Source organism: Bordetella petrii (assembly GCF_020991325.1).
In the GTDB taxonomy this organism is placed as follows: Bacteria; Pseudomonadota; Gammaproteobacteria; order Burkholderiales; family Burkholderiaceae_B; genus Bordetella_A; species Bordetella_A petrii_E.
The window spans coordinates 1-16,050 of record NZ_JAJMLX010000087.1 but is presented as its reverse complement, the minus strand read 5'-3'; the positions used below and the strand labels follow the sequence as shown (position 1 = coordinate 16,050).

General features: G+C 67.0%; 16 protein-coding genes. 12 read left to right on the top strand and 4 right to left on the bottom strand.

Features of this window, described 5'->3' with window-relative positions:
- Positions 1–147: 147 nt before the first annotated feature.
- The 3 genes from LPZ50_RS11090 to LPZ50_RS11080 form a co-directional block, all read right to left on the bottom strand.
- A complete protein-coding gene (locus tag LPZ50_RS11090) occupies positions 148–2,151 on the bottom strand; it encodes a MacB family efflux pump subunit (protein ID WP_230661342.1) in 2,004 nt (667 codons plus the stop codon).
- On the bottom strand, positions 2,148–3,350 hold the full coding sequence (gene macA / locus LPZ50_RS11085) for a macrolide transporter subunit MacA (protein ID WP_230661340.1): 1,203 nt from the start codon (positions 3,348–3,350) through the stop codon (positions 2,148–2,150). The genes LPZ50_RS11090 and macA overlap by 4 nt, the downstream gene beginning before the upstream one ends.
- A gap of 114 nt (positions 3,351–3,464) precedes the next feature.
- Positions 3,465–3,893, bottom strand: a complete 429-nt coding sequence (locus tag LPZ50_RS11080; protein ID WP_230661338.1) for a PaaI family thioesterase — start codon at positions 3,891–3,893, stop codon at positions 3,465–3,467.
- Between the two features lie 165 nt (positions 3,894–4,058).
- Between LPZ50_RS11080 and modA the strand changes: the two genes are divergently transcribed.
- From modA to modC, 3 genes are read left to right on the top strand one after another with little or no spacing between them, the layout of a single operon-like run.
- A complete protein-coding gene (gene modA, locus LPZ50_RS11075; protein ID WP_230661334.1) occupies positions 4,059–4,826 on the top strand; it encodes a molybdate ABC transporter substrate-binding protein in 768 nt (255 codons plus the stop codon).
- Positions 4,827–4,856: 30 nt separating this feature from the next.
- Positions 4,857–5,534, top strand: a complete 678-nt coding sequence (gene modB / locus LPZ50_RS11070) for a molybdate ABC transporter permease subunit (RefSeq protein WP_230661332.1) — start codon at positions 4,857–4,859, stop codon at positions 5,532–5,534.
- A gap of 4 nt (positions 5,535–5,538) precedes the next feature.
- On the top strand, positions 5,539–6,663 hold the full coding sequence (gene modC, locus LPZ50_RS11065) for a molybdenum ABC transporter ATP-binding protein (protein WP_230661326.1): 1,125 nt from the start codon (positions 5,539–5,541) through the stop codon (positions 6,661–6,663).
- Between the two features lie 22 nt (positions 6,664–6,685).
- Here the strand turns inward: modC and LPZ50_RS11060 are convergent, their stop codons facing one another.
- Positions 6,686–7,585, bottom strand: a complete 900-nt coding sequence (locus LPZ50_RS11060; protein ID WP_230661324.1) for a LysR family transcriptional regulator — start codon at positions 7,583–7,585, stop codon at positions 6,686–6,688.
- 107 nt (positions 7,586–7,692) lie between these two features.
- On the opposite strand from LPZ50_RS11060, the gene LPZ50_RS11055 reads away from it, so the two are divergent.
- From LPZ50_RS11055 to LPZ50_RS11015, 9 genes are all read left to right on the top strand, one after another.
- Positions 7,693–8,562: an amidohydrolase family protein gene (locus LPZ50_RS11055; RefSeq protein ID WP_230661322.1), complete on the top strand. Its 870-nt coding sequence runs from the start codon at positions 7,693–7,695 to the stop codon at positions 8,560–8,562.
- A gap of 36 nt (positions 8,563–8,598) precedes the next feature.
- Positions 8,599–9,156, top strand: a complete 558-nt coding sequence (locus LPZ50_RS11050; RefSeq protein ID WP_230661320.1) for a DUF4286 family protein — start codon at positions 8,599–8,601, stop codon at positions 9,154–9,156.
- A 2-nt stretch (positions 9,157–9,158) separates the two neighbouring features.
- On the top strand, positions 9,159–9,719 hold the full coding sequence (locus LPZ50_RS11045; protein ID WP_230661318.1) for a carboxymuconolactone decarboxylase family protein: 561 nt from the start codon (positions 9,159–9,161) through the stop codon (positions 9,717–9,719).
- A gap of 39 nt (positions 9,720–9,758) precedes the next feature.
- On the top strand, positions 9,759–10,559 hold the full coding sequence (locus LPZ50_RS11040; protein WP_230661316.1) for an SDR family NAD(P)-dependent oxidoreductase: 801 nt from the start codon (positions 9,759–9,761) through the stop codon (positions 10,557–10,559).
- Positions 10,543–11,487 carry an SMP-30/gluconolactonase/LRE family protein gene (locus LPZ50_RS11035; protein WP_230661314.1) on the top strand — a complete coding sequence of 315 codons (945 nt, stop codon included), beginning with the start codon at positions 10,543–10,545 and terminating at the stop codon, positions 11,485–11,487. Before LPZ50_RS11040 ends, LPZ50_RS11035 begins: the two co-directional genes overlap by 17 nt.
- Positions 11,488–11,533: 46 nt before the next feature.
- Complete coding sequence (locus LPZ50_RS11030; protein ID WP_230661312.1) at positions 11,534–12,493, top strand: Bug family tripartite tricarboxylate transporter substrate binding protein; 960 nt, start codon at positions 11,534–11,536, stop codon at positions 12,491–12,493.
- Between the two features lie 193 nt (positions 12,494–12,686).
- Positions 12,687–13,142, top strand: a complete 456-nt coding sequence (locus LPZ50_RS11025; protein WP_230661310.1) for a YkgJ family cysteine cluster protein — start codon at positions 12,687–12,689, stop codon at positions 13,140–13,142.
- Between the two features lie 56 nt (positions 13,143–13,198).
- Positions 13,199–13,804, top strand: coding sequence for a DNA-3-methyladenine glycosylase I (locus LPZ50_RS11020; RefSeq protein ID WP_230661308.1), 606 nt, complete (start codon positions 13,199–13,201; stop codon positions 13,802–13,804).
- 131 nt (positions 13,805–13,935) lie between these two features.
- On the top strand, positions 13,936–16,050 hold a 2,115-nt coding region (locus LPZ50_RS11015), incomplete at its 3' end, for an AsmA family protein (RefSeq protein WP_230661306.1).

Here is a 16,050-nt window from a genome sequence, read left to right as displayed (position 1 = left end):
CGCGCGCGCTGCCGTATGTCCAGGCCGCCGGGCTGTCCACGGCCGGGCGTTCATACGTGGTGCGCATCAGGCCGCAGCCGCCCAGCGCCAGCGGCAGGGCCAGCAGGCACGAGGCCAGGCAGCGGGGGGCGCGTGCAAAAAACGTAGTCATTCTCTGGCCAGTGATTCCACGGGGTCGAGCCGCGCGGCATTGCGCGCCGGCAGGTAACCGAAGCCCACGCCAATCAGCGTGGAGCACACGAAGGCGGCCACCATCGAGGCGCCGGAGTAAATCAGGCGGAAGCTGCCGCCGGAAAGCTGCGCCACCAGCACGCCCAGACCCAGCGACAGCAGGATGCCCAGCATGCCGCCGATCAGGCACACCAGTACGGCTTCTATCAGGAACTGCTGCATGATGTCGCTGCGGCGCGCGCCCACGGCCATGCGCACGCCGATCTCGCGGGTGCGCTCGGTAACCGACACCAGCATGATGTTCATCACGCCGATGCCGCCCACCACCAGTGAAATGATGGCGATGGCCGATACCAGCAGCGTCATCGTGGCCGTGGTGCGCTCGATGGTCTGGCGGATGGTGTCGGTGTTGAAGACGAAGAAATCCTTGGTGCCGTGCCGCTGTGTCATCAGCCGCGTAATGGCCTGTTCGGCGGCCTTGGTGGGCATGGCGTCGCTGACCCGCACGGTGATGCTGCGCAGGTGCTGCTGGCCCAGCAGGCGGCTGAGCGCGGTGGTGTAGGGGATCCAGGCATTCAGTGTCTGTCCGTCGCCGAACATGCTTTCCTTGCGTACCGTCACGCCGATGACGCGCGCCGGCATGGTGCCCAGGAAAATCACCTGTCCTATCGGTTCGGTGTGGTTGCCGAACAAGGCCTTGCGGGTGTTCTCGTCGATGACCACTTCCTGGGCGCGGCGGGTAACGGCTTCGGCGTCGAAGAACTTGCCCTGGGCCACTTTCAGGCCGCGCACGCGGAAGAACTGCTCGCCCACGCCCTGGATGGAACCGTTGACCGACACGTTGCGGTAGCGCAGCGACGCCGTGGTGGATGCCTGTGGCGTGACGCTGTCCACGTACAGCTGGCGCGCCAGGGCGGCCGCGTCGGCGGGCACCAGGGTGCGGATGGTGCTGGCCTTTTCGTCGCCGAAATCCTTGCCCGGGTAGATGTCCACGGTGTTGGTGCCGATTTCGCTGATGTCGGCCAGGATCTTCTGCCGCGAGCCCTCGCCCAGGGCCACCACCGACACTACCGCCGCGATGCCGATCACGATGCCCAGCATGGTCAGGAAGGTGCGCAGCCGGTGCGCGTTCATGGCCAACAGCGCCATGTGCAGCGATTCGTTGGCGCGTTCCAGCATGGCCAGCCAGGGGCGTTCGCGTTCCCGCACGGGCTCGGCGCGTACCGGGTCGCCGGGCGGCGCGGTGGGCAGGGGCGCGGCCTGGTCATGGCGGCGGTCGGCCACGATCTCGCCGTCGCTGATCTCGATGATGCGGCGCGCGTGCTGCGCCACGTTCATGTCGTGCGTGACGATCACCACCGTATGGCCGGCGGCGTTCAGTTCTTCCAGGATGCGCAGCACCTCCTGGCCGGTGTGGGTGTCCAGCGCGCCGGTGGGTTCGTCGGCCAGGATGATGCGCCCGCCGTTCATCAGCGCGCGCGCAATACTGACGCGCTGCTGCTGGCCGCCGGACAACTGGCCGGGCCGGTAGTCCAGGCGGTGGTCCAGCCCCAGGCGGCGCAGCAGGGCCTGGGCCCGCTCGCGCCGCGCGCCGCGCGGCGTGGCAGCATAGATGGCCGGCATTTCCACGTTGCCGCGGGCGGTCAGGTCGGCCAGCAGGTGGTAGCGCTGGAAGATGAAGCCGAAGTGCTCGCGCCGCAGTTCGGCCAGTTCGTCCGGATCCATGGCGTCGGTGGCGCGGCCGTCTACTTCGTACACGCCGCGGCTGGGGCGGTCCAGGCAGCCCAGGATGTTCATCAGCGTGGACTTGCCCGAACCGGACGCGCCCACGATGGCCACCATTTCGCCGGACTCGATCTGCAGGTTTACGTCGCGCAGCACCGCCACCACCTGGTCGCCGGCGGAGAATTCGCGCCACACGCCGCGCAGGCTGATCAGCGCGCCGCTTGCCGAAGGGGCAGGCACGGCTTGTTGCGTCATTGGGGCGCCGCGGGGTCGGCAGCTTCCGCCGACACCACTTTCTCGCCAGCGTCCAGGCCTTCCAGCACCTGGGCATTGACGTTGTTGTTCATGCCCACCTTGATCTGGCGCTCGGCCGGCACGTTGTCGGGGCCCACCACGCGCACGGTGTAGTGGCCGTCCTCGCCGCGCTTGCCCAGCGCCGACGAGGGAATGACCAGGGTCTGTTTCGCCTCGCCCAGCACGATGAACACCTGTGCCGTCATGGAAATGCGCAAGGTTTCGTCGGGGTTGGGCACGTCGAACAGGCCGTTGTAGTACACGGCCGCGCTGGTTCCGCTGGACGTGGTGCTGGCGCCGGTCAGGGCGCTGGTGCTTTCGTCGCGCTGGATGGAGTCGGGCGCCGGCTCGATGGCACGCAGGGTGCCGTAATGGCGCTTGTCGGGTTCGCCCAGAATGGTGAAGTACACCTTCTGCCCCGGCCGCACGCGCGTGACGTCGGCTTCCGAAATCTGCGCCTTCACCGTCATGGTGTCCACCTGCGCCACCTTGATGATGGTGGGCGCGGTCTGGATCGAGTTCACCGTCTGGCCTTCTTTGGTGACGATGGCCACCACCTTGCCGTCCATGGGTGAAGAAATGCGGGTGTAGCCCAGGTTGACGCGCGCGGTGTCTACCTCGATCTCGGCCTGGGCGATCTGTGCGTCCAGCGAGGCGATCTCGGCGCGCGTGACTTTCAGGTTGGCCTCGGCCTGTTCGAAATCTTCGCGGGAACTGGCATCGCGCGCCAGCATCTGGCGCTGGCGCGCGTAGGCCAGTTCGGCCTGTTTCAGCGTGGCCAGCTTGGCCTGGCGTTCGGCCTTGCGGGTGGCCAGCGCGGCCTGCGCGTTGCGCAGGTCGTTCTGCTGCGTCATGTCGTCGATTTCGGCCACCAGTTGGCCTTGCCGCACTTCGTCGCCCAGTTCCACCTTCAGCGACTTGAGCTGGCCCGACACCTGGGCCCCCACGCTGACTTGCCGCACGGCTTCCAGCGTGCCCGAAGCGAGCACGCTGTCTTCCATGTCGGCCAGCTTGGCCTCGGCGGTGGCGAAATCGGGCTTGGGCGGGGCGCCGAAGAACAGCATCTTGCCCAGCAGCAGAATGGCCAGCACGGCCACGGCGATCCAGATATAGCGCTTCTTCCGGCTTTTACCTGGGGGCTTCGCGGCGGGATTGGGCATGCGATGTGCTTGAAACAGTGGAATACGCGGGCGGAGAGGGCAGCCGACGCCGGGGCGTGGCGGCCGCCGCGCTATGGTACCGAATATGGTGTGACGTTGCGCGGCGCGCGGCGTTCAGCCGTCGGAAGCCGGCTTGGCGGCGGCCCGCACGGCAAACACCGCATTGGCTTTCAGCATGACGGCCCCGTCGACCTTCAGCAGGCAGGTTGCGTACAGCAGCCGCCTGCCTTGCTTGTCGATGTGCACGTGGGCTTCCAGCCAGTCGCCGGGCTTGACGGCGCTTAGATATTCCACCGACATCTGCACCGTCACCACCGACACCTTGGCTTCCTGCACGATGCAGTAGCCCAGCGCGCTGTCGGCCAGCGTGGCCAGCAGGCCGCCATGCGCGATATTGTGCATATTGCTGTGCGCCGTGCCGATGCGCATGGCCAGCACGTTGCTGTCGGTGCGCCGGTAGAAGGCGCCCAGGTCGGCCAGATGGGCCATGAAGGGGCTGCTGGGATGCCAGGGCTCGAAGCCTTCGGGTACGGGTTGATTCATGTAGCTCGATTACGTTAGGCCGGCGCGGACTGCGCGTGGAACAGGGCTGAGTATAGAAAACCCAGGCCACTGCCTCTGATCTTTCTCAAGTGCATTGCTGCCCGGCGACAGAATTTCGTTATATAGTTCGGTACATAACGAAATCTGAACTTACCTGGATCCATCATGTCCGTCTCGCGTTTTGCTTTGCTGGCGGCGGCCGCCGCCGCGCTGTCCGTTTCCGCCGCCGCCACCGCCGGCGAAGTGCAAGTTGCCGTGGCCGCCAATTTCACGGCCCCCATGCAGGCCATTGCCCAGCAGTTCGAGCAGGATACCGGGCACAAGGCCATGGCCGCCTTCGGGGCCACGGGCCAGTTCTACGCGCAGATCAAGAACGGCGCGCCGTTCGAGGTATTCCTGGCCGCTGACGATACTCGCCCGGCGCGGCTGGAAACCGAAGGGCAAACCGTGCCCGGTTCGCGCTTCACCTATGCGGTGGGTTCGCTGGCCCTGTGGTCGGCCCAGCCGGGCTACGTGGATGAACAAGGCGCCGTGCTGAAGAAAAACGCCTTCCGCCACCTGGCCATCGCCAACCCCAAGACCGCCCCCTACGGGCTGGCCGCCACGCAGGTACTGGACAAGCTGGGCCTGGCCGATGCGCTGAAACTCAAGATCGTGGAAGGGCAAAGCATTGCCCAGGCGCAGCAGTTCGTGGCCACCGGCAACGCCGAACTGGGCTTCGTGGCCTTGTCACAGGTTTATAAAGACGGCAAGCTGACGTCGGGTTCGGCCTGGCTGGTGCCGGCTTCGATGCACGACGCCATCAAGCAGGACGCCGTCATCCTGGCCAAGGGCAAAGGCAACCCTGCCGCCCAGGCTTTCGTGGATTACCTGAAAGGCCCCCAGGCCGCCGCCATCATCAAGTCGTACGGCTACCAGGTGTCCGCGCCCTGACCACGACACGCTACGGAGCCGCGCCACCGCATGCACCTGGATTCTTCCGACCTGGCCGCCATCTGGCTGACCATCCAGCTGGCGTCGCTGACCACCCTGGTGCTGTTGGTCATTGGCACGCCCATCGCCTGGTGGCTGGCGCGTACGCGGTCGCGCCTGAAAGGCCCGATCGGGGCGGTGGTGGCGTTACCGCTGGTGCTGCCGCCCACCGTGCTGGGTTTCTATCTGCTGGTGCTGATGGGCCCCAACGGGCCGGTGGGGCAGGCGACCCAGTCGCTGGGGCTGGGCGTGCTGCCGTTCACTTTTGCCGGGCTGGTGGTGGGCTCGGTGGTGTATTCATTGCCGTTCGTGGTGCAGCCCCTGCAGAACGCCTTCGAAGCCGTCGGCACCCGGCCGCTGGAAGCCGCCGCCACGCTGCGCGCCAGCCCGCGCGACTGTTTTTTCTCGGTGGTGCTGCCGCTGGCGCGGCCGGGTTTCATCACCGCCGGCATCCTGGGTTTTGCGCACACCGTGGGCGAATTCGGCGTGGTGCTGATGATAGGCGGCAATATCGAAGGAGTGACCCGGGTGGTGTCGGTGCAGATCTACGACCATGTCGAAGCGCTGGAATATGCGCAGGCGCATTGGCTGGCGGGCGGCATGGTGGTGTTCTCGTTCGTGGTGCTGTTGTTGCTGTACACGCGGCGGCGCGTGGCGCGCGTGTGGTAGCGCCATGCCGGACGTAAGCAAGAACCCGCGCCAGGCCGGCGAGGCCGTCGATATCGAAGCCCGCTTCCGCGTGGACTACGGCGATTTTTCGCTGGACCTGGACCTGCGCCTGCCGGGCAGGGGCGTGACCGCGCTGTATGGGCATTCCGGGTCGGGCAAGACCACCTGCCTGCGCTGCATGGCGGGGCTGGAGCCCGCCGCGCAAGGATATCTGCGCGTGAACGGCGAGGTCTGGCTGGACACGGCGGCCGGTGTGTCGGTGCCCACGCACCAGCGTCCCTTGGGGTACGTGTTCCAGGAAGCCAGCCTGTTTCCGCACTTGTCGGTGCTGCGCAACCTGCAGTTCGGCCTGAAACGCGTGCCCTGGCGGCAACGGCGAGTGGACCTGGACCAAGCGGTGGACCTATTAGGCATTGGCCACCTGCTGCCGCGCATGCCCACGGGCCTGTCCGGCGGCGAGCGCCAGCGCGTGGGCATGGCGCGCGCCTTGCTGACCAGCCCGCGCCTGTTGTTGATGGACGAACCGCTGGCCGCACTGGACACCGCGCGCAAGCAGGAAATCTTGCCCTACCTTGAACGCTTGCACGACGAGCTGGATATTCCGGTGCTGTATGTCAGCCATGCGTCGCAGGAAGTCGCGCGGCTGGCCGATTACCTGGTGCTGCTGGAAAACGGCCGCGCCACGGCCAGCGGGCCGATCGCGCAGATGCTGACGCGCCTGGATCTGCCGCTGGCGGCGGACGATGACGCCTGGGTGGTGGTGGAAGGCACGGTGGCGCACTTCGATGCCGCCTACCGGCTGATGTCGGTGCAACTGCCCGGCAGCACGGCCTGCCTGCGCGTGGTGCACGATGCCTTGCCGCCCGGGCGTCCGGCGCGGCTGGCGGTCAAGGCGCGCGATGTCAGCCTGGCGCTTGAACAACCGCAAGGCAGCAGCATCGTCAACATGATTCCGGTGCGCGTGCTGGACATGACGCCGGCGGGCAACCCGGACCACATCCTGGTGCGGCTGGACGCCGATGGCACCGGCCTGTTGGCGCGCATCACGCGCTATTCGCGCGACCAGTTGAAACTGGCGCCGGGCTCGCACGCCTGGGCGCAGATCAAGGGCGTGTCGGTGCTGGGTTAGCCCGCCGCCCGCAAGCGCGGGTTCAGGCGAACAGCCGCCGCATGTCCAGTTCGCGGATGATGGCGGCGGTGGCCTCCACCAGCGGCGGCAGGGGCTGGCGCGCCGGCGTGGCCAGCGTCAGGTTGTTCATGATGACGGGGTCGATGATTTCCGAGCAGGTCAGGTGGTCTTGCCCTTGCATGTCGTTCAGCGCCGAGCGCGGCAGGATGGCGTACAGGCTGTCCTGCGTCATGGTTTCCAGAATGGTGTGCACCACGTCCACTTCGGCCGCGATGTCCAGCGCTACGTTCAAGTCGCGGCAGGTGTTGTCCACCAGCGCGCGGATGGTGTTCGGCGCGCTGGGCAGCACCAGCGGGTAGTTGCCCAGGTCGCGGGCGCGCACGCGCGGCGGCGGCACTGGCCAGTTGGACTTGCGATAGGCCAGCACCAGGTCTTCGCGGTACACCGACTCGTAGCGCACCAGGGTGGACGGGGGCGGGTCGTACAGCAAAGCCACGTCCACCCGGTCTTTTACCAGCCATTCATTCATTTCCGAGCTCAGCCCCTCGGCCAGGGTCAGGGCCGCGGTGGGGTGCAGGCGGCGGAAGGCCTGCACGATCTGCGGGGCCAGCCGGCGCGCCACGCGGTGCGGCATGCCCAGCCGCACCTTGTCTTGCAGGGTGGAGCCGAACGCGCGCATGTCCTGGCGCGCCTGCAGGGCCAGGGCGTCCAGGGCCTTGGCATGCGCCAGGAAACGCAGCCCGGCCGGCGTGGGCTCTACGCCGCGTCCGGTGCGGGTGAGCAGGTGGTGGCGCAATTCGGATTCCAGCAACTGGATCTGCCGGCTGAGCGAGGGTTGCGACAGGCCCAATACCTGGGCGGCGCGGGACAGGCTGTGCATTTCGCAAGCCATGATGAAGTAGCGGATTTGCTTGAGATCCATGGCCGCAATGGTATACGTTTTTTCTATATCAGAAGTCAGCCTGGCGATATTGCCGGGGCCGGCCGGCCTGCGCATCATGCGGGGTTCACGACACTTTCCTGGTTCTCATGCCCGATTGCGCCGCCCCCCTAGACTCGGTCACGCCCCCCAGCGGCGCGCTGCCCGCGCACGCCTGCGATAGCCACTTCCACATTTTCGGCCCGGCGGATGCGTTCCCGTACGCGGACAACCGCCCCTACACGCCGCCCGACGCCCCATTCGAAAAACTGCGGAACCTGCACCGGCAACTGGGCTTCAGCCGCGGCGTGATCGTGCAGCCGGGCTGCCATGGCTACGACATGTCGGCCACGCTGGACGCGCTGGACCGGGGGGCCGGGCAGTACCGTGCCGTGGGCCTGCTGGCGCCGGATGCCACGGAAGCATCCATTGCCGAACTGGACCGCCGCGGTGTGCGCGGCGTGCGCTACAACTTCGTGGCGCACCTGGCCAATGCCGGGTGGGACGAGTTGGCCGCCATGGCGCCGCGCATCGCGCCCTTCGGCTGGCATGTGTGCGTGCATTCCGACCAGGCCTCGCTGCCCGGGCTGCTGGAACGCCTGCCGCAACTGCCGGTGCCTTTCGTCATCGACCACATGGGCCGCGCCGCCGCCGGGCAGGGCACTGGCAGCGCCGCTTTCCAGGCCCTACTGGGCCTGCGCGGGCATCCGCAAGCCTGGGTGAAGGTGTCCGGCGTGGACCGCGTGTCCAGCACCGGCCGGCGCCCGTTCACCGATGGCGAGCCCCTGGTGTCGGCCTTGCTGGACGCCATGCCCGACCAGTTGCTGTGGGGCACCGACTGGCCGCATCCCAACGTGACGGGCGACATGCCCGACGACGGCGAACTGCTGAATACCTTTCTGCGCCTGTGTCCCGACGCCGCCGTGCGGCAGCGGATCCTGGTGGACAACCCGCAAGCGTTGTACCGATTTGGCCCCTGAATTGGCCCCTGAAATCTTTTAGCGAGCACAACAAGCATGGAACAAATGCTGATCAAATTCCCGGAAGAGACTGTCGCCCCCGCCGCCATCCTGGCGCTGCCCGGCCTGGGGCAGGGCGAGCCGGCTGTATATGCTGCCGCCGACCACACCGAAACCTATGCTTTGCTGGCCGCGCCCGCCGACCGCGGCGCGGTGCTGGCGGCGCTGCGCACGCAATATCCGCGCGCGCAGGCAGTGGCACTGGCACCGACCACCGACCTGGCGGGCCAGGCCGCCGGCCAGTCCGCCCCGTGGTTCTACATCGTCGAGACCGACATCAAACCGGGCGCCGAAGCCGATTTCGACCGCTGGTATGAAGAAGAGCACTTGCCCGGGCTGGCCGCGGTGCCCGGCACGGTGCGCGCGCGCCGCTACCTGGCGGCCGATGCCTCGCCACGCTACTACGCCTGCTATGAACTGGCCAGCCGCGAGACTTTCGGCTCGCCCGCCTGGCTGGCCGTGCGCGCCACCGACTGGAGCAGCCGCGTGCGCCCCCATTTCATCAACACCAAGCGCACCATGTTCCGCCGGGTGCCCGCCAACCAAGGGGACTGACCATGCCCAGACTGCAACCGCCCGATGTATCCGCCATGTCGGCCCACCAGCGCCGCGTGTACGAGGCCATTGCATCCGGTCCGCGCGGCAGGGTGCGCGGCCCGCTGGCGGTGTGGCTGCACCGGCCCGGCCTGGCCGAGCATGCACAGGCCCTGGGCCAGTATTGCCGCTATGACTCCAGCCTGAGCCCGCGGCTGTCCGAGCTGGCCATTTTGACGATGGCGGCCTGGTGGGAAGCGCCCTTCGAATGGTGGGCGCACCAGCCCATCGCCGTGCAGGCCGGCCTGGATGCCGCAGTGGCCGAGCAGATCCGCACCGGCGCCACGCCGGTTTTCCAGCAGGCCGATGAGTCGGTCGTATACCGCTTCGTGCGCGAATTGCTGGAATCGCGCCGCGTGTCCGACGCGCTGTACCAGCAAGCCGTGCAGGTGCTGGGCACCGAAAGCGTGGTCGACCTGACGGGCATCGCCGGGTACTACACGCTGATCTCGATGACCATCAATGTCTTCGACATCCAGCCGCCCGACGGCAGCACCGTCAGCTTCGGCCCTTCGGCCGCTTGACCATTCAGCTTGAGCATTCAATTCCAGGAGAGAGACACCATGACAGGCCGACTACAGGACAAGGTCGTGATCGTTACCGGCGCGGGCAGCGTGGGCCCCGGCTGGGGCAATGGCCGCGCCATTGCCTACCGTTTTGCCCAGGAAGGAGCCCGCGTCTTCGCGGTGGACCTGGACCTTGCCGCCCTGGAAGAAACCGTGGCCCGCGTCAACGAGGCGGGCGGCGACATCGCCACCTGGCAGGCCGACGTCACCTCGTCGCAAGCGGTGCAGGCCATGGTGGACGCCTGCGTGGACAAGTGGGGCCGGGTCGACATCCTGGTCAACAACGTGGGCGGGTCGCGCAAGGGCGGCCCGGCCAATCTGGATGAATCGAGCTGGGACAAGCAGATCGATTTCAACCTGAAGAGTGTCTACCTGGGATGCCGCCACGTCCTGCCCTTGATGGAAAAGCAGGGCGGGGGCGCCATCGTCAATATCGCTTCCACGTCCGGCATCCGCTGGACGGGGTCGGCCCAGGTGGGCTATGCCAGCGCCAAGGCCGGCGTCATCCAGCTGTCGCGCGTGGTGGCGGTGGAATACGCCAAGAAGAACATCCGCTGCAATACCGTGGTGCCGGGCCAGATGCACACGCCCATGGTTGAAGTGCGGCTGGCGGGCCAGCGTGCCGGCGGCAATGTCGACCAGTTGCTGGCCGAGCGGCAGTCGCGCATTCCGCTGCCCTTCATGGGCGACGGCCTGGATACCGCCAACGCGGCGCTGTTCCTGGCCTCGGACGAGGCGCGCTTCATTACCGCCACCGAGATCGTGGTCGACGGAGGCATGAGTGCGCGCTGCGACTGACCCCGGACGCTACCCGGACCCGGCAGTCATCGCGCTGGACCCGCGCTTCGAGAAACTGGTGCTGCCGCTGGCCGCCGTCGAACGCCTGGCCACGGGCAGCCGCTGGGCCGAAGGCCCGGTATGGTTTGGCGACGGCCGTTATCTGTTGTGGAGTGACGTGCCCAATGACCGCATCATGCGCTGGGACGAAGTCAGCCAGCAAACCCATGTATGGCGCCATGCCGCCAACCATGCCAATGGCAATACCCGCGATCTGCAGGGCCGCCTGATCACCTGCGAGCACCTGGGCCGCCGCGTCACGCGCACCGAACACGACGGGCGCCTGACGGTGCTGGCCGACAGCTACCAGGGCAAGCGCCTGAACTCGCCGAATGATGTGGTGGTGAAGTCGGACGGATCCATCTGGTTCACCGATCCGCCGTTCGGCATCGTGGGTTATTACCAGGGCGAGAAGGCCCCGCAGGAATTGCCTGCCGGCATCTACCGCATCGACCCGCACGATGGCTCCGTGGCCTTGATGTGCGACACGGTAAACGGGCCCAACGGCCTGGCTTTTTCGCCCGACGAGCAGCGCCTGTACGTGATCGAATCGCGTGCGCGGCCGCGCAATATCCTGGTGTTCGATGTGGCCGGCGACGGCCGCGCGTTGAGCGCCGCGCGGGTGCTGTTCGACGCGGCCGATGGCACGCCGGACGGTTTTCGCGTCGATGTCGAAGGCAACCTGTGGTGCGGCTGGGGCATGGGCACGCCCGAACTCGACGGCGTGCGCGTGTATTCGCCGCAAGGCGAATTACTGGGCCGCATTGCCCTGCCCGAACGCTGCGCCAACCTGTGCTTCGGCGGCAAGCACCGCAACCGCCTGTTCATGGCGTCCTGCACGTCCATTTATTCCTTGTTCGTCAACACCCAGGGGGCGCCATGCCCCTGAGCACTACCCAGATCCATACACCTACATAAGCACAGAGGAGAAAACCATGTCCTATACCCGGATCCTGAAACACCTTGCCATCGGCCTGCTGGGCCTGGCGGCCGCCGGCGCGCAGGCGCAGTCCAGCACCAACCTGGTGGTGGCCTTTCCGGCCGGCGGCCCGGCGGACTCGCTGGCCCGCGTGGTGGCCGCGCAGCTGGAAAAAGAACTGAAGCATCCCGTCGTGGTCGAGAACAAGCCCGGCGGCAACGGCGCCATCGCCGCTACCTACGTGGGCCGCGCGAAGCCCGACGGCAATACGCTGTTCCTGAGTTCGGTGGGCGCTATTTCCATCAACCCCTCGCTGTATCCCAAGCTGATCTACGACCCCCTGAACGACTTCGTGCCGGTGTCGCTGCTGGTGTCGGTGCCCGAGGTGCTGGTGGTGGGCCCCAACAGCCCCGACAAGGACGCCAAGGCCTTCGTGGCCCGCGCCAAGGGCGAGGGGTTGTCGATGGCGTCATCGGGCGTGGGCAGCATGCCGCACATGGCGATCGCCCAGCTGAAACTGGCCACCGGCGCCAACATCCTGCACGTGCCCTACAAGGGAGCGGCGCCCGCCATTACCGATACCATCGGCGGCCAGGTGGGCGGCTTCATCGGCGACGTATCGGGCCTGATGCCGCACATCAAGTCGGGCAAGGCCAGGGCCCTGGCCATTGCCGCGCCCAAGCGCTCGCCGGTGTTGCCGGACGTGCCCACGTTCGATGAACTGGGCGTGCCCAATGTGTACGCCAACAACTGGTATGGCGTGTTTGCCCCCAAGGGTACGCCGGCCGACACGGTGGCCAGCCTGAACCAGGTGCTGGGCAAGGTGCTGGCCTCGGCCGAACTGAAGGAATACGCGGATGCCACCGGCGTGGAACTGTCGCCCACCACGCCCGGGAAGTTCGGTGAAATCGTGCGCGACGACGCCAAGAAATGGGGCGACCTGATCCGCGCCGAAGGCATCACTGTCAATAACTGATGCCGTTGGGTGTCTGGCTCCCGCAAGGGTGCCAGACACCGTCGTGTCGAGTTGACTCACACATCGGTATCTGACACCCCTGACGGGGAGTCAGATACCAGGTGGCAGCATGCGCCGGGAAAAATCTGTTCCTCCTGCCGGGCTTCTTGGCTAAACTCCCGCCTCACTGCCATCACCCTGCCAAGGCGTACCCATGACGCGCCTGATTCCGAACCCGGTCATCCTGGTTGCCCCTGCTACGCTGGGCGAGCACGATGCCGCGAACCCCTGCCTGAATTGCGGCGCCTGCTGCGCGCATTTCCGCGTGTCTTTCTATTGCGGCGAAGTCGCCGGCGAGAACGGCGGCACCGTGCCGCTGGAACTGGTGCGGCCCATCGGCCCACTGCGCGTCTGCATGAGCGGCACCGAACAGGGCGGGGGTCGCTGCGTGGCCCTGCGCGGTGAACTGGGGCAGCCGGGCATCCATTGCGCCATCTACCCGCTGCGTCCCACCCCATGCCGTGAATTCCAGGTGTGGCAGCCCGACGGTTCGGTCAACCCCGACTGCCAGCGCCTGCGCGCCGCCCTGGGCCTGCCGCCGCTGTCGCCGCGCCCCGACGCCGAGAACGACCCGCAGGGGCCCGACAACCCCCAGCCAGCCGCCGCCTGACGCCGCCACGCCGCCGTAGTAGCATCGGCAGATTGCCAGCCCGGGAGGCCTCCCACATGACCGTGCGTACCGATTTCCAGGACGGCCTGGCGCGCTGCGCCTGGGTCGACGATTCCACCGGCTACCAGCGCTACCACGACGACGAATGGGGCCGCCCGGTGGCCGACGACCGTAGCCTGTTCGAACAGTTGTGCCTGGAAGGCTTCCAGTCGGGCCTGAGCTGGCGCACCATCCTGGACAAGCGCGACGGCTTTCGCCGGGCGTTTGCCGACTTCGACATCGACAAGGTGGCGCGCTATACCCCGGCGCGCGTTGATAAGCTGGTGCTGGACGCCGGCATCGTGCGCCATCGGGGCAAGATCGAAGCCGTCATCAACAATGCCCAGCGGGCCCGCGAAATGCGCGGCCAGCATGGTTCGCTGGGGGCGTTCTTCTGGCGCTACGAGGCCCAGGCCGGCAAGCGGCCCGCGCAACCGGTGTCCGTGTCCGAGCAATCCCAGGCACTGTCCAAAGACTTGAAGAAGCTGGGTTGGAAGTTCGTGGGCCCCACCACCGTCTACGCCTTCATGCAGTCGGTGGGCATGGTCAACGACCATCATCCCGCCTGCCATCACCATGCCGCGTGCGAAACCGCCCGGGCACGCTTTGTGCGTCCCGCCTGACAACGAACGGCGCCGCCGGGTGGATTTTGAAAGATCCGCACACATTCTTTGGCATTGATTCCCGGCTCCGCCTATAACCTGGAAACCAGGCTGGGCGGCGGGAGGCGGGCCCGGCAAAGGAACAACGGGTCATGACGCGTACGAAGAAAGTACTGATCGGGGTGGGTGCGGCCATTGTCATTCTGCTGGCGGCCCTGGTGCTGTTGATTGCGCTGTTCAACTGGAACCAGCTCAAGCCCACCATCAATGAGCGCGTCTCCGCGGCCATCGGCCGGCCTTTCGCCATCAACGGCGACCTGACCGTGCAATGGCGGCGCCCGGTAGAGCAGCCGGGCTGGCGCGGCTGGGTGCCCTGGCCGCACATCGCCATGGACGACATCACCCTGGGCAACCCCGACTGGGCCGAAGACCCCAACATGGCCACGCTGAAGCGCGCCGAGTTCAGCCTGTCGTTGCTGCCGCTGCTGGCCAGGCATGTGGTCATCCGGGAAATCCAGCTGACAGGTCCGGCGGCCAGCCTGCAGCGCCTGAAAGACGGGCGCGCCAATTGGGAATTCACCATGCCCGACAGCGGCGAGCCTTCGCCGTGGGTCATGGACATCGACAAAATCGGCTTTGACCAGGGCAACGTGGTGTTTCGCGATGAAACGCTGCGCGCCGACATCGAAGCGCAGATCGACCCCCTGGGCAAGCCCATTCCTTTTGCCGAAATCGCTGGCAAGCCGTCCGCGCCCGAGCCGCCCAAGCCCGGCGTAGACGATAAAGCCGGCAAGCAGGCCGCCGGGGCGCAGGGCAAGGCGCCGGAAGGCCCCAGCCCGGCAACGGAAGACAGCGAGCAGGACAAGGCCCGGGCCTCGGCCGAAGCGGCCGCCGAGAAAGCCAACCAGGCATCCGCCGAAGCCCGCGCGCCCGAAGATTATTTGTTCGGCTGGAAAGTCAAAGGCCGCTACAAGGGCCTGCCCATGCGTGGCGAAGGCAAGATCGGCGGCATGCTGGCGGTGCGCGATCCCAAGCAACCCTTTCCCCTGCAAGCCGATGTCACCGTGGGCTATACGCGCATCGCCGTGGCCGGCACCCTGACCGACCCCGCCAACCTGGGGGCGCTGGACCTGCGCCTGGAACTGTCGGGCGCCACCATGTCCGACCTGTATCCCCTCACCGGGGTCACCCTGCCCGATACGCCGCGCTATTCCACCGACGGCCGCCTGATCGCCAGGCTGAACGAGCCCGGCGGCGCCGTGTTCCACTACCGCGACTTCAACGGCAAAGTCGGGGCCAGCGACCTGCATGGCGACCTGACCTTCACGGCCGGCCAGCCGCGCCCCAAGCTGGTGGGCAAGCTGAATTCCAATCAGTTGCGCATGCGCGACCTGGGCCCGCTGGTGGGCGTGCAGCCCGACAGCAAGCCCAAGGAATCCGGCGCCGACGAGAAAAAGCCCGCCCGCCAGCCCGGCGGCAAGGTGCTGCCCACGCAGGAATTCCGCACCGAGCGCTGGCGCGTCATGGACGCCGACGTGGTGCTGACGGCGGGGCGCATCATCTATGACGAAGACCTGCCCATCACCAAGTTCAATGTGCACCTGGTCATGGACAACGGCCTGCTGACGCTGGACCCGCTGCGCTTCGGCATGGCGGGCGGCACCATCAACACCACGCTGCGGCTGGACGGCGGCCGCACGCCCATGGCGGGCCGCTCGCAGATATCCGCCCGCGGCCTGCGCCTGAAACAGCTGTTTCCCAAGGTGGAATCCATGCAGCAGGCGCTGGGCCAGTTGAACGGCGACGCGGCGCTCACCGGTACGGGTAATTCCGTGGCCGCGCTGCTGGGTTCGGCCAGCGGCGACACCCGGCTGCTGATCAACGATGGGGTCATCAGCCGCGCATTGATGGAAATTGCCGGCCTGAACGTGGGCAACTACGTGGTCAGCAAATTGTTCGGCGATGAAGAGGTCCAGATCAACTGCGGCGCGGCCGACCTGCAAATGAAGAACGGCGTCATGACGCCGCGGGTATTCCTGTTCGATACCGAGAACGCCGTGGTGCATATCGACGGCACCGTGAACTTCAAGGACGAAACCCTGGACCTGGACATCAACCCCGAAAGCAAGGGGATGCGCCTGTTCTCGCTGCGTTCCCCCCTGTACGTGCGCGGCACCTTCGGCGACCCGAAAGCGGGCGTGCAAGTGGGCCCGCTGGCCGCGCGCGGCGCGGGCGCCGTGGCCCTGGGCGTATTGCTGACGCCAGCC

What these genes read in the sequence shown, in the direction of transcription:
- LPZ50_RS11080 (WP_230661338.1), bottom strand. Translation starts at nt 3,893, where the DNA reads ATGAATCAACCCGTACCCGAAGGCTTCGAGCCCTGGCATCCCAGCAGC.
- modA (WP_230661334.1), top strand. Translation starts at nt 4,059, where the DNA reads ATGTCCGTCTCGCGTTTTGCTTTGCTGGCGGCGGCCGCCGCCGCGCTG.
- LPZ50_RS11050 (WP_230661320.1), top strand. Translation starts at nt 8,599, where the DNA reads ATGGAACAAATGCTGATCAAATTCCCGGAAGAGACTGTCGCCCCCGCC.
- LPZ50_RS11025 (WP_230661310.1), top strand. Translation starts at nt 12,687, where the DNA reads ATGACGCGCCTGATTCCGAACCCGGTCATCCTGGTTGCCCCTGCTACG.
- LPZ50_RS11055 (WP_230661322.1), top strand. Translation starts at nt 7,693, where the DNA reads ATGCCCGATTGCGCCGCCCCCCTAGACTCGGTCACGCCCCCCAGCGGC.
- modB (WP_230661332.1), top strand. Translation starts at nt 4,857, where the DNA reads ATGCACCTGGATTCTTCCGACCTGGCCGCCATCTGGCTGACCATCCAG.
- LPZ50_RS11060 (WP_230661324.1), bottom strand. Translation starts at nt 7,585, where the DNA reads ATGGATCTCAAGCAAATCCGCTACTTCATCATGGCTTGCGAAATGCAC.
- LPZ50_RS11030 (WP_230661312.1), top strand. Translation starts at nt 11,534, where the DNA reads ATGTCCTATACCCGGATCCTGAAACACCTTGCCATCGGCCTGCTGGGC.
- LPZ50_RS11040 (WP_230661316.1), top strand. Translation starts at nt 9,759, where the DNA reads ATGACAGGCCGACTACAGGACAAGGTCGTGATCGTTACCGGCGCGGGC.
- LPZ50_RS11045 (WP_230661318.1), top strand. Translation starts at nt 9,159, where the DNA reads ATGCCCAGACTGCAACCGCCCGATGTATCCGCCATGTCGGCCCACCAG.
- LPZ50_RS11090 (WP_230661342.1), bottom strand. Translation starts at nt 2,151, where the DNA reads ATGACGCAACAAGCCGTGCCTGCCCCTTCGGCAAGCGGCGCGCTGATC.
- LPZ50_RS11020 (WP_230661308.1), top strand. Translation starts at nt 13,199, where the DNA reads ATGACCGTGCGTACCGATTTCCAGGACGGCCTGGCGCGCTGCGCCTGG.
- macA (WP_230661340.1), bottom strand. Translation starts at nt 3,350, where the DNA reads ATGCCCAATCCCGCCGCGAAGCCCCCAGGTAAAAGCCGGAAGAAGCGC.
- modC (WP_230661326.1), top strand. Translation starts at nt 5,539, where the DNA reads ATGCCGGACGTAAGCAAGAACCCGCGCCAGGCCGGCGAGGCCGTCGAT.